Here is a 12643-nt window from a genome sequence, read left to right as displayed (position 1 = left end):
TCCTTCAAAAAAGTGATAAAAAAAATCAGCCGTAGCTGATTTTTAAAGTTCTTCGATACCTTGAGGTGAAAGCTTGATGATTTTATTGACGTTGATAGAAGAGAAATCATCTTGTTCTTTTATTGTCAGGAAGCCGTTTGCGTCGCGACCTAGTTTAGCGATGAAATTGTTAAATGTAATCGTTTCATTTGTTGTCACACGTTCGAAATGATGGATAATGACGTTATCTTCCATCAGGACTTCAATCTTTAAATATTGATTACTTTCAGACATGAGAAAAAAGCTCCTTTATCAATTGAATTTATTGTTCTTTACCCGTCTCACATGTTTTTACACATACTATCAGGAAGAAGGGCTTTTTATGCTGCATAACGGAAAATTATTCTGGCCACATACTTTCGAGGGAAATAATTATTCTCGACTCGGGACATCTATTCAGTGCGATGTTTTAATTATTGGAGGAGGGATGAGCGGGGCCCTCAGTGCATATACATTTGCACAGGCAGGCTATCAGACCGTGCTGATTGATAAGGGCAAGATTGCAGCAGAAAGTTCAGCGGCAAATACAGGCCTGTTGCAGTACATGAGTGATAAGTCATTACATGAATGTATTGAAGACTTCGGAGCTGAAGCGGCCTATCATTTCTATCGTCAGTCTTATGAAGGGCTGTCACACATTGAAGCATTATGTCAGGAACTGCCGGATGACGTCCAGTTCATCAAACGGGAAAGCGTGCTCTATGCTTCTAAAAAGAAAGATGCCAAGTTCCTGAAGAAGGAATACGTCGCGCTTAGAAAATATGGCTTTCCTTGTCAGCTGCTGGATAGAAATGAACTCATGAGCCGATATGAGATTGAAGCGGAAGGCGCGCTCATCACCTATGAAGATGCAGAAATCAATCCATATATCTTTATTCAACGACTGCTTGAGAAAGCTGTTAGTGAATTCGATTTACAAATCTATACAGATACTGAATTGTCGAGCTGGCGGACCAAGAAAGGAAAAGTGGTCTGTCGAACTGCTGACGGCTTTGAAGTAACGGCGAATCATGCCATCTATGCCGGCGGATACGCAGACAATCACTTCGTAAAGAAAATCAAAAAAAGAAAACTGGTAAGATCATATGCGATTTTCACTAAACCGGTAAACGAACTATGGCCGAGAAATGCGATGCTCTGGGAGACAGCAAGACCTTATCTTTATATACGGCATGCACAAGAGAATCGAATCGTTGTCGGTGGTCTGGATGATAATAAGAAACAGGTTCCTGGTAAATGGCGTATTAACCGGAAGACTAGACAGCTGAAACGTGAATTCGAGTATATTTTTCCGCATATTCAGATTGAGATTGATGCGCGATATGGTGCAAGATTCGGTGAGACGAAAGACGGACTGCCATTTATCGGTGAAGTACCAGGTAAAAAGAATTGCTATATGCTTCTCGGATATGGCGGGAACGGCACGGTCTATTCAGCGTTCGGCAGCAGGATGCTGCTGGACATGGTGCGCGGAAGACGCACGCAAATGCAGCAGATTTTCAGGTTGAATAGATAATGATTTTGAAGACAGCTGTTCAGGATAAATTGAACTATTACTTGTCTCTGCAGGAACGTTGTATGCTGGATGAAAGTCAGCGTTCTGATTTCGTGCGGACGGAGCTCGGGTATAGTGGCGAGCAGTCTTTTGTGGAAATGGTCGGTGATTACGGGGTCATTCTATGGGACGCGACTTTGTCTGCACCGTATTTAGGCAGTGCACAGTTTGATGTATTACTGATTACAGGCAGTAAGATTATCCACTATGACATCAAAAATTTTAAAGGACAGTTCAGGTTTGCAGGTGGGCGGCTGGTTTCAAGTTATAACCGACAATATGATAACCCGAAACATCAGCTGGAGCGTGCACATTCTATACTTGAACGGCTCATGCAGCAGTCAGGATATACGGGTAAAGTAGAGAGTTACTTAGTCTTTATCAATGAGCATTTTCATGTGAGTGGTGCTTTAGATGACAGCTGGTTGATGCGAGGACAGTTGCAGGAACATTTTAAAAGATATAAGAAGAGTGTTGTGCAGGAGTATCAACTGGAAATCGGCAGGTTATTGATGGATTATAATCAGCCGTTTGATCATCTGAATCAACCTATTAGAGTGCCTTTTTCAGAAGTGCAGCCAGGGGTGAGATGCCCCGAGTGCAGAAGGCTTGTGCGAATCGACTTTAATGGGAAAATTTATCATGAATGTGAGAAGTGTCGTGAATCTGTGAAGGTGACGGAGATGCTGAGAGCAAGTTTGGACGAATTATATTATGTAAAGGGAGAACCATTTACTTATCGTGAGGCGATGGAGTGGTGCGGTCATCCTTCAAGATCGACACTTCAGCGTCTGTTGAATCAGCATTTTATCAAGTCAGGCCATACAAAAGGGGCGACGTACAGTTTGAGGGAAAAGAAATAGGAGTTGGTGCAAAAACAGCTAATTGCACCAAGTTTAAGCCACATCAAAGGAGTCAACGATTGTTATGCCGAACAAACTGCAGAAAGAAGTCAATCAACTTTATTACGGCGAAGGTCTATCAGGAGTAGGATTTCTGCTGCTATGGTTCGGCACGGCACTCTTTAAGCCGGAGACGCGCGTTTTCCTCCTCAGTCCTGCGACGTTTTTTTCTGTCCTCAATATTAGCCTGATACTACTGACAGGGAGTTATTTCTGGGGCATCATGAAGCACCATGTAGATAGGAGGAAGAAGCTTGTTCTCACAGATCATCAGACCCAAAGATTCAGACTCCTTCAAATATTCATCATAGTCATGATCATCATATCGACAATCGCGATCCTCGTCACCCTGCCCCATTCGCATGATATGTGGCTGCTGATTGCTTTAACTTATATCTTTATGTGGCTCGAATATATCAATTACTTTCACATCCGCCTCTCTTATTTGACCCCTAGAGAATTCAAGCAGCTCGTGATAAATCGCAAGCTGACAGCGTCTCATCTCCGCCGTGCTATCAAAAACAAATAGGTTTACATTTCGCGTGGATTCGCTAAACTTATCATACGCGAAAAAAGGAGGACGTTATGGTCTCTAAAAAACAAGAAGCGCTACATTTAGAAGGCGTCAAAAGCCTGATTGATATTATACACAACGAATTATCTGGAGAACTTGAGAAAACGACAGGAGAACTCATTGAGGAGCGTCGTTTCGCACTGGAAGAACTCGGTACAGAAATCTCAGATGACGCACAGATTGAGTACTCACAGGTGCTCCCGTCACTGAAATTTCAGGAGGAACTGCAAGTCAGCAGACAGGATGTCAGAAATAGTCTCGGCAAGATGAAGGACAGACCATACTTTGGCGCAGTGACGATTGATGATGCTGACGCAGGCACTGAGAAACTCTATATCGGTCTGAACAGTCTGAAAGATCCATCAACACGCGACCTCATTATCTACGACTGGCGAACACCTATTGCCTCTGCTTATTACGCGAATCACCTGGGAAATGTGGACTACGAAGTACCGACAGTCGGTATGCAGTCTGTCGATGTTAAAGAGCGCATTCAGCTGGTCATCGAGCACGGAGAACTGCTGGATGTCTTTGACTCGGAACTTTATATCGGTGACGATGCATTGCAGCATCTCCTGGTCGATACAGCGAAAGACAAGATTAAATCCATCGTGACAACAATCCAGGAAGACCAGAACCGGATTATCCGTCAGAATTCAGCGCAGGATCTTCTTGTGCTTGGCCCGCCGGGAAGTGGAAAGACATCGATTGCGATGCAGCGTATTGCTTACTTACTCTATCTGCATCGTCACAAAATGAATGCAGATAACATGCTGTTCATCACGCCGAATGAAATGTTCGGCGATTATATCGCAGAAGTACTGCCGGAGCTTGGTGAAGCGTCTATCAATGCCATGCCTTTTTACCGGCTGCATGATAAGTTAAGACGCAGCTATAAATTTGAGACGCTCTTCCAGCACATTGAACGCATGCGAAAGTCAGACGACACGACTGCCTTTCAATTGAAGTCTTCTCCGCGTCTGCTTGATGCCATCAACATGCATGTCAGTCAACTAGCCGAGAAAGGTATTAAATTCCGGACTATTAAAATTAAGGATGACTATTTTGCGACCTCAGAGGAACTGACAGAACTCTTCTACGGTAAATTTAAAGACTCACCGATTGATACCCGTCTGAAGAAGATTCAAGTGGAGCTCTGGCCGCGTTACCAGGAAGTGCTGAACAAAGCGATTAAAGAACGGACAAAGGCACTGAAGAAAGTGACCCGTTATATCGGAACGGACGAGGAACTTGAAAGACAGGCAAAGCAGGAGAAGACGAAGCAGTTTCGTGTCATCAGAAATTATATTCAGCGTCTGGAATTCGTCAATGTCGAAAAAATCTATCTGGACATTCTGCATAAACTGGATAAAACAGTTCGTCAGATGACGCTCGAGTCGCTTAGGGCGAAACAATTAAACTACGAGGATATTGCACCGCTCTTACTTTTGACGATAAAAGTGAAAGGACTTGAGCGGGAGCCGAAGATTCAGCATCTCATTATTGATGAAGTGCAGGACTACAGTCCAGTGCAGCTTGCTGCAATCTCCGCAGTATTTCCGAACGCACGAAAGACGATGCTTGGTGACCGTAATCAGCTGGTTCATCCAGTTATCAGTAGTCAGGTGACAGGGGAAGCCATTGAACTCACTAAATCATACCGGTCAACGGTTGAAATCACGGATTTCACGAAGACGCTGATCGGCAATGAGACGACTCAGTCTCTCGGTGTACACGGCGATCCGGTTGAGGAGCTCTCTTACAGTGACTTCAAGATGAAGCTTGCTGAACTTAAGTCAGACAGTGTCGCGATTATTGCACGGGACGCAGCCCATGCAAGAGACATAGCAGATGATCTGTCAGCCGTCACATTACTTACTAACGACCAATATACGTTCACAAAAGGGAAGATTTTGATGCCGAACTATATGTCAAAAGGCTTTGAGTTCACGCATGTCTTTATACTGGATTATGACCTTTATGATGCTGACAAAGATCAATATCTTTTATATACTGTGGCATCGCGTGCGACGAGACATCTTTATTTAGTGGAGGCAGAGTAATGAATGAAATCATGAATCAGATCAGCTGGCAGATTGAAAGTCTGAAACAGTTGTTCCGCCGCGTCAGCTTTTTCTCGATGGAACAGGAAATCTATCCGGGGGGCCGCACGTGCCAGGAACTGCTCAATCATATCGTCTTACTCCCTGAAGCGGATTACAGACTCAGCCAGGGCGCATCAAAGGAAGAGATAGACCAGTTAACGCATTACTGGCAGAAAGAACTGACATCAACAGAGATGCTTGAAGCACGTCTTGACCTGAGCTTCAGTATTTTAAAGGATGCCTATAAAGAGCTGGAACCAGAAGAACTAATGGTCAAGACAACAAGCTACTGGGGAACAAAGTATAATCAGAAAGAATGGCTGCTTGTTATTCTGACGCATCTCAGCCATCATCGTAGTCAGCTCTATACGTTTCTGAAGACAGAAGGCGAGCAGATAGACGTGAAACTGTTCGAGTAAAGTTGTGTTTTTTGACACAGTTCTTATCTCATCTGGGTGCTATAATCATGAAGAGGTGGCGCTATGGTATGTGATAAGCTGCAGACAGAACGGCTGATCATCAGGCCGTTAGATCAGAATTTAATCAATGAAATGGGAACAGAATATAATCAGCATCAACGTTTCTTCCAGCACCTGCAGAAACTGGCGATTGATCCAACGTTAAAAGGCTGGGATGCATGGATCGTACAGCTGAAGGACGGGACTTATATCGGGGATATCGGCTTTAAAGGGAAACCGAATCAGTATCAGGAGATTGAAGTCGGATATGGGTTTGAAGAAGCATACCGTGGTCATGGCTATGCGACTGAAAGTGTAGGTGCACTTATCAATTATGTACGCGCCAGCAATCCTGAACTGACGATTAAAGCAGAATGTCTCAAGGAAAATAAAGCATCAATTAAAGTACTCCAGAAGCTAGGATTTCATCAAGTTTATGAAGATGATGTCATGTATTACTGGAAAAAATAAAGCCGGCCCTAGGGCCGGTTTTTATTTTGTAACTTTATTAAGGATTGAAGTGTATACACCGTTCCAGAATGCAGGAGTTGAAAGGAAAGCGTCATGAGCCAGTTTATGCTTCGCTTTGCTTTTTTCTTCAAAAGTCGGATCATCTTTAGCCGGCAGGTCTTTTCGTGAATCTGTGATAAAAGCCTGAACTTCTTCTGCACGTGGACCCCAGACTGCAACTTCATCAAAATTTTCATCAATGAAGACATAGATTGGAATAGAACGTGAAGTTCCATTCGTTAAATACTGGTCAATGAGATCTAGGTTGCTGTCTCGCAGTGCAAATCTGACTTCCATATTCGCCTGTTCAGCGATTCGAAGTAGGATAGCATTGTTCATCATGGCGTCACCGCACCAGTCTTCACTGATGGCAAGCACTCGTAAACGTCTATCTTTCAGGTCGTTCAAACGATCATCCTCAGGTGCATCAAATTGCTCGTAAATCTGCTGCATCTCTTCTTTATTGACTTTCATCTGTGCTTTATAGTCTTCGACGGATAGTGCATTTTCAAAGTATTCTTTTAATGACATATTGATTCATCCTCCTTTTTTATCAGTATATCAAAAACTAGACACATCCTTCAGCTAAAGACTACCTAAACATTTCGGTTTCCGATATAATTATATTATTGAGACAAAGGAGGATGTTTATGGATTACATTGAAAAATTAAAGAAATATGCTGAACTGGTTGTGAAAGTGGGGCTCAATGTTCAAAAAGGACAGAAAGTCTCCATTAGTGCAGATATTGACGCGATTGATTTTGTAAGAGCAGTGACGAAAGCGGCTTATGAAGTAGGGGCAGTAGAAGTCATCCAGGATTTAACCGACGGGCCTTCTACACAGATGAAGTACGAATATGCACCGATAGAAACATTCAAAAAGACTTATGAATATCAGAAACAACGAATTGATACACATCTCGAAGAACGCGTTGCACATCTGCGTATTTATTCTCAGACACCAGAACTCTTAAAGAATGCAGATCCTGAAAAAATCGCTGCTAACGCGACAGCACTCGGTGAACTGAATAAAGATTTTGCACGTGCGGTCGGTCGCTTTGACTTCTCATGGTGTATTGTGGCATTCCCGAACGTAGCCTGGGCAGAGCTTGTGTTCCCGGATTTAAAAGGAGAAGAAGCAAGAACGAAACTCCTTGATGCGATGATCGCGGCAGTGAGAGCAGATCAGGCAGACCCTGTACTTGCATGGGAAGAACACAATCGTAACTTAAACGCACGAGCACGTCTATTGACTGAAAAAGGATTCGATCGTCTGCATTACAAATCAGAACGAACAGATGTTGAGATTGGACTGAATCAGCATCATATCTGGATGGGCGCAAGCGCCGTCAATGCAGAAGGTGTTGAGATACAAGTCAATATGCCGACAGAAGAAGTGTTCACGTCGCCCGACTTCAGACGCGTCAATGGCATAATCGGTAATACACGGCCTTTAAGCTATAACAGTGCCATCATCGATGATTTCAAGCTGACGTTCAAAGACGGTTCTGTTACTGATTTTGAAGCAGGAGTGGGCTACGATGTACTGAAGAATATGCTTGAGACAGATGCAGGCGCGAGACGTCTCGGAGAAATCGCATTAGTGCCGGATGATTCACCTATTTCAAATTCAGGTATCCTCTACTACAACACGTTATTTGATGAGAATGCATCTTGCCACGTCGCGCTTGGACGTTCATTCCCCGGTGCGCTTAAAGAAGGCAAGGCGTTATCAAAAGAGGATTTAGAAGCACACGGTCTTAACCAGTCACTCATTCATGTTGACTTCATGATAGGTGGACCTGATCTCTCTATCGAAGGCATTCACAAGGATGGCACAAAAGAGTTCATATTTAAGGACGGCAACTGGGTCATTTAATGATAGAATGAAAAGAAAAAAGAGGTGTTTGTGATGACAGGACCATCACTTAAACAATTAATGGCACATCGCCAGATTCATGATACTGGACTCGCTTTAGCCGTGGAAATGACAGATGATCTCGTCATGATGCTGAGAGATAATGATGAAAAGCAGATTGTGACGCAAGTCGTCCAGCTAGTGGAGTTCTGGGAATCTCGCGTCATCAGCCATGCAGATGCTGAAGAAGAGGAGAACGGCTTTTACAGTGAAATGGCAGCTAAGTCAGAAGAATTAAGTGAAAAAGTCATCATGCTGAAAAGAGATCATCAGCTCCTGCGTGATCTTGTCACTAAGATCAAAAGACAGATGGAAGACGAAGGGTTCAGCACGCAGATTATTGACTATTTCAGAACACTGATTATTCTCAACGAGATGCACTCAAGAGACGAAGAAAAGTATTTACTGCAATAAAAAAAGCGCCTAGGCGCTTTTTTTATTTGTCTTCAGTAACTGCTCCGCTGAACGGATCGACATTATATTCATGTTCTGTCGTGCCATCCAGTAAAGTCGCTTTAAAGACAGGTATATTATCTTCTGTATCCAATGACCATTCTTTTACTTTAGCGTTGTTTCCTACTTTATCTTTAACTTTTTTAATGAGATCATCATAGTTCATCGCTTTATCTAAATTAATGGCAGTGTCTTTCTCATTGTCTTTCTCAGTGCTGATCAGCTTACGGCTATCCATGCCGTACGTATATTCCACATGTTTGTTACCTTCGTTCTGACCAATCTTATAAACCCATTCATTGTTCTCTTTTTCAAACTTGATATCTGTGATTTCGCCTTTTTTCTTCTGAGATTCAATCACTTTAATGATATCATCTGGTGTTGACTTGATGTCATCAATAGCTAAAGCCTGCTCGCTATTAGTAGCAGTGCTTGACGAGGTCTGACCTTCATCATCTTTCTCCGCGTCGTTAGAATCATCCATATCATTATCGTCTGAGTCTTTCGTCACGTTAGCATCTTCATTGCTTTTCACATCTGATGATTTATTTGTTTCACCAGAATTGACTTCTGACTGAGCGTTATCGTCCGGGCTTGTCTGTTTGTCATTACTGTTATCAGCGTCACATGCAGCAAGTGCCAGACCAGCGGAAAGAATGAGTCCTAATGCTTTGAATTTCATAGAAACAACCTCCAGTTACATATTTATTACTTATTTAACCTAAATTGGAAGCTTTTAAACTTCTGTTCCTAAGAAATATGATTTTAAAGATGCTACATCTGATATAAGTGCAACTGAAGGATAAGACGAAAGTTCTTCTAATGAGCCATAACCATATAAAACACCTATTGCGTCCATCTGATTAAGCTCTGCGCCGATTAAATCATGTTTGCGATCACCGATCATGACACATTTTTCTTGATGCAGTTCAAACTCTTCAATCACATATTGAATAACCTCTGCTTTATGGTTGCGTGTCCCATCGAGTTCGCTGCCTGCTATCCCGTCAAAGTATTGACTTAAATCAAAATGATCCAGAATAATTTGAGCATAATCAATCGGTTTACTCGTTGCCACATAGAGATGATAGCCATTTTCTTTCAGGCTATTAAGGAAATCTTCTATTCCTGGATAAACTGCATTTTCATAGAGCCCTCGATCTGCAAAGTACTCACGATAGAACTTTAATGCTCGCACATTATCATCACCGGACAGGCCGTAATCTTTTTCAAAACTGTCTTTAAGAGGGGGCCCGATGAAGTGAACTAATTCGTCATGGTCAGGCGCTGTAATCTTCATCTTATTAAGGGCATGAACGATAGAGTTCGTGATGCCTTCCTTTGGATCTGTAAGAGTGCCGTCCAAGTCAAATAAGAGATGGTTGTACATTAACGAATGCCTCGTTCATACTGTTTCGGTACTTCAACGTCATCTCTTAATGCTTTGACAGCATGAATAGCCCAGTAGGGATCATTCAGCATGCCTCGACCGACAGCGACTAAGTCTGCACTGTTATCCTGAAGCGTCATTTCAGCAACAGCAGGTTCGTCCAGTATACCGACTGCGATGACAGGCACATCCAGCTCTTCTTTGAAACGACGGGCGAAACTGACCTGGTATCCTGGGTAGTTGCCAGGTTTATCCTGCCCTGGAGGGGCTTCACCACCTGTTGAGATGTCAAAGATATCAACGCCTGCTTCTTTATAGCGGCGTCCCATTTCAAGTGCATGGTCAATACCATAGCCGCCGTCCATATATTCGCGAGCTGAAATACGGAAAAGGAGAGGCATATCATCTGGAATAACAGCTTTAACTGCTTTGATGACTTCTACGCCGAATAAAGCTAAATCCTGCCCATACTTATCATCTCTTTTATTGATACCTGGTGAATGGAACTGATGAATCAAGTAACCATGAGCACCGTGAATTTCGATTGTATCAAAACCGGCTTCGACTGCGCGGCGTGCTGTTTCCTGATATTTGATGATCATTTCTTCTGCTTCTTCTGTCGAAAGCGCACGTGGATGGCGGACAGGGCCGAATTTTGTTGGCTCTTCTACTGGTGCCTCGGAAGCACTGACCGGCGTTTCGATATGCGTCGCTTTACGGCCGGCGTGAGCAATCTGTATGGCGGCTTTGCTGCCATTGTCATGGATGACATCGACTAATCGTTTGTAGGCAGGAATCTGCGCGTCATCCCATAAGCCGAGACAGTTAGCGGAAATACGTCCATCAGGTTCAACATTGGTCATTTCAACGATAATAAGCCCGGTACCTCCTACAGCACGAGAAGCATAATGAACATAGTGCCAGTCCGTTGGCGTGCCGTCTTCTTTAGTAACGGAATACTGACACATCGGTGGCATGACGATGCGGTTCTTCAGTTCAAGATTCTTAAATGAATAAGGTGTATTTAAAATAGTTTTCATGATTGTCATCTCCTTATGTCCATTATAAAGGAGAGTAAATAGTGAAGATAATAATAAGCATTTATTTACAAATACTTTCAGTTTTGATATACTATAAATAGAACAGATATATTTTTTTGATTAAAGTATTGTTATACATTATGTAGAACAGAGGTGAGAACGATTTATATTGAAATTAACGATCAGTCCGAAATTCCGATTTACCTGCAGCTTGCCAATCAGATTATTCAGGCGATTGCGACGGGTGATGCTTTGCCGTATGAGTCACTTCCTTCAGGACGGGCATTAGCCGGTGATCTCGGTATTAACATGCATACTGTGAATAAGGCTTATCATTATCTGGAAGATAAGCGGTTTATTCAGGTATTACCGAAATCTGGAGCTATCATTCATCCGGAAGCAATCAGAACAGCGTCGGATGAAGAAAGAGAAGGAATCAGAGATCGTCTGCAGCCTATTATTGATGAAGCGAAGTGTCTCAAACTGACTGATGAAGAAATCTATCAACTGATAAAAGGGGAGAAGAAATGATGGAAATAATCATATTGAGCCTCATGGTTTTAGCGATTGGATTAATGATGTTATTTTCTGGCCGATGGACTAAAAGAAATTTACTCTTTAGTATTTATGTGCCGGACGAGCAGCAGGACCGGTCTGAAGTAAAAGCGATACAATTGAAGTTCAGAAACAGGACCCTTCTAGCCTCGGTGGTTGCGACCCTCTTAACGGGTTTTATGCTTGCAACACTATCTGATGGCTGGGGGATGGCAGCCTTTATCATTATCATTCATACACTGATTATAGTGGAGCTCTTCATTTATAGTCAGAGCTACCGGTCACTTAAGCATCTGAAAGAACAGGAAGACTGGATGAAAGGCAAGCAGATGGTCCGTGCAACAGATACAGCTATCAGAAATGATGTGCATGTTTTACCGGCTATCGTTTATTTAATTCCGTCGGGTCTTCTCTTACTTGCAACACTTTATACGTTATTTAATTACCCGGAAATACCAGAACGAGTTGCCGTACACTGGGGAATGGATAATAAACCTGACCGCTTTGAAGAAAAGAGTCTGATGACAGTCTTTATGCCGGCTGGAATGGGCTTTTTCACACTTCTTATTATGATGGCTGTCTCAAATGCAACAGACATGATGCCACTTAAGCTGAATCCGGCTGCCAGAAAAGCATCTGCTGCGTATGAGGGGAGAACACGGAAGAATAACAGTTATGTGATTTTTATGATCAGTATGATTATGGCACTGCTGTTTAGTTTTATTATGGTTCAACAGATCATGATGCCGAATGAGGATCTGCCAGCTGCTTTTATGCCAGTCGTTCTGATCGGTACTTTCTTACCTGTGATTGCAGGGATGTACCTTCAGTGGAAAGCAGACAAAGACTATCGCCACGCAGCAGCTGAAAACGACAAAGCACCTTATCATGATGATTCAAACTATGTATTAGGTCTGTTTTATTACAACAAACAAGATCCGAATGTCTGGGTCCCTAAAGTCTCACAGTTTGGCATGACCCTCAATATGGCGCGGACAGAAGCGAAAATACTGGCCATTCTTTTTATTCTCGTGATATTAGGGCCCTTGCTCTTAATTGAATTTTTAAGCAAGTAATCAACCTTCAAATATTAGCAAAATTCTGTTTTTTTACCTATAATGAAGGAAAGTGCAGTAAAGGTGT

15 protein-coding genes are annotated in these 12643 nt (G+C 42.7%); 10 read left to right on the top strand and 5 right to left on the bottom strand.

Annotated features, from left to right (window positions below; all coding sequences use genetic code 11):
* Positions 1 to 42: 42 nt before the first annotated feature.
* A complete protein-coding gene (locus MGG13_RS09500; RefSeq protein ID WP_239034715.1) occupies positions 43 to 273 on the bottom strand; it encodes a hypothetical protein in 231 nt (76 codons plus the stop codon).
* On the opposite strand from MGG13_RS09500, the gene MGG13_RS09495 reads away from it, so the two are divergent.
* The 6 genes from MGG13_RS09495 to MGG13_RS09470 all read left to right on the top strand — a co-directional run bounded on the left by MGG13_RS09495 (position 272) and on the right by MGG13_RS09470 (position 6104).
* Entirely contained in the window at positions 272 to 1555 is a 1284-nt protein-coding gene (locus MGG13_RS09495; RefSeq protein WP_338041156.1) for an NAD(P)/FAD-dependent oxidoreductase, read from the top strand. The genes MGG13_RS09500 and MGG13_RS09495 overlap by 2 nt on opposite strands.
* On the top strand, positions 1555 to 2457 hold the full coding sequence (locus tag MGG13_RS09490; protein WP_133431487.1) for a nuclease-related domain-containing protein: 903 nt from the start codon (positions 1555 to 1557) through the stop codon (positions 2455 to 2457). The genes MGG13_RS09495 and MGG13_RS09490 overlap by 1 nt, the downstream gene beginning before the upstream one ends.
* Before the next feature lie 64 nt (positions 2458 to 2521).
* Entirely contained in the window at positions 2522 to 3025 is a 504-nt protein-coding gene (locus MGG13_RS09485; protein ID WP_239034713.1) for a hypothetical protein, read from the top strand.
* 56 nt (positions 3026 to 3081) lie between these two features.
* Positions 3082 to 5133: a HelD family protein gene (locus MGG13_RS09480; protein ID WP_239034712.1), complete on the top strand. Its 2052-nt coding sequence runs from the start codon at positions 3082 to 3084 to the stop codon at positions 5131 to 5133.
* Positions 5133 to 5594, top strand: a complete 462-nt coding sequence (locus MGG13_RS09475) for a DinB family protein (RefSeq protein WP_239034711.1) — start codon at positions 5133 to 5135, stop codon at positions 5592 to 5594. Before MGG13_RS09480 ends, MGG13_RS09475 begins: the two co-directional genes overlap by 1 nt.
* Before the next feature lie 63 nt (positions 5595 to 5657).
* Positions 5658 to 6104 (top strand): GNAT family N-acetyltransferase, encoded by a 447-nt coding sequence (locus MGG13_RS09470; protein ID WP_133431491.1) that lies wholly within the window; start codon positions 5658 to 5660, stop codon positions 6102 to 6104.
* Positions 6105 to 6125: 21 nt separating this feature from the next.
* On the opposite strand, the gene MGG13_RS09465 is transcribed toward MGG13_RS09470, so the two are convergent.
* Positions 6126 to 6674 carry a thioredoxin family protein gene (locus tag MGG13_RS09465; RefSeq protein WP_239034710.1) on the bottom strand — a complete coding sequence of 183 codons (549 nt, stop codon included), beginning with the start codon at positions 6672 to 6674 and terminating at the stop codon, positions 6126 to 6128.
* A gap of 119 nt (positions 6675 to 6793) precedes the next feature.
* On the opposite strand from MGG13_RS09465, the gene MGG13_RS09460 reads away from it, so the two are divergent.
* Positions 6794 to 8023 carry an aminopeptidase gene (locus MGG13_RS09460; protein ID WP_133431493.1) on the top strand — a complete coding sequence of 410 codons (1230 nt, stop codon included), beginning with the start codon at positions 6794 to 6796 and terminating at the stop codon, positions 8021 to 8023.
* A gap of 33 nt (positions 8024 to 8056) precedes the next feature.
* The gene (locus tag MGG13_RS09455; protein ID WP_239034709.1) at positions 8057 to 8476 is read left to right on the top strand and encodes a DUF3916 domain-containing protein; all 420 of its coding nucleotides are present in this window, start codon (positions 8057 to 8059) and stop codon (positions 8474 to 8476) included.
* Between the two features lie 22 nt (positions 8477 to 8498).
* On the opposite strand, the gene MGG13_RS09450 is transcribed toward MGG13_RS09455, so the two are convergent.
* From MGG13_RS09450 to MGG13_RS09440, 3 genes are read right to left on the bottom strand one after another with little or no spacing between them, the layout of a single operon-like run.
* Positions 8499 to 9197, bottom strand: coding sequence for a PepSY domain-containing protein (locus tag MGG13_RS09450; RefSeq protein WP_239034708.1), 699 nt, complete (start codon positions 9195 to 9197; stop codon positions 8499 to 8501).
* A 54-nt stretch (positions 9198 to 9251) separates the two neighbouring features.
* Positions 9252 to 9905: an HAD family hydrolase gene (locus tag MGG13_RS09445; RefSeq protein WP_239034707.1), complete on the bottom strand. Its 654-nt coding sequence runs from the start codon at positions 9903 to 9905 to the stop codon at positions 9252 to 9254.
* Positions 9905 to 10945 carry an NADH:flavin oxidoreductase/NADH oxidase gene (locus MGG13_RS09440; RefSeq protein ID WP_239034706.1) on the bottom strand — a complete coding sequence of 347 codons (1041 nt, stop codon included), beginning with the start codon at positions 10943 to 10945 and terminating at the stop codon, positions 9905 to 9907. The genes MGG13_RS09445 and MGG13_RS09440 overlap by 1 nt, the downstream gene beginning before the upstream one ends.
* 153 nt (positions 10946 to 11098) lie before the next feature.
* On the opposite strand from MGG13_RS09440, the gene MGG13_RS09435 reads away from it, so the two are divergent.
* Positions 11099 to 11476, top strand: a complete 378-nt coding sequence (locus MGG13_RS09435) for a GntR family transcriptional regulator (protein ID WP_338041155.1) — start codon at positions 11099 to 11101, stop codon at positions 11474 to 11476.
* Positions 11476 to 12576 (top strand): DUF1648 domain-containing protein, encoded by a 1101-nt coding sequence (locus MGG13_RS09430; protein ID WP_239034705.1) that lies wholly within the window; start codon positions 11476 to 11478, stop codon positions 12574 to 12576. Before MGG13_RS09435 ends, MGG13_RS09430 begins: the two co-directional genes overlap by 1 nt.
* Positions 12577 to 12643: the final 67 nt, after the last annotated feature.

Source organism: Macrococcus brunensis (genome assembly GCF_022343725.1).
Taxonomy (GTDB): domain Bacteria; phylum Bacillota; class Bacilli; order Staphylococcales; family Staphylococcaceae; genus Macrococcus; species Macrococcus brunensis.
This window is presented reverse-complemented; position numbering and strand designations above follow the sequence as displayed.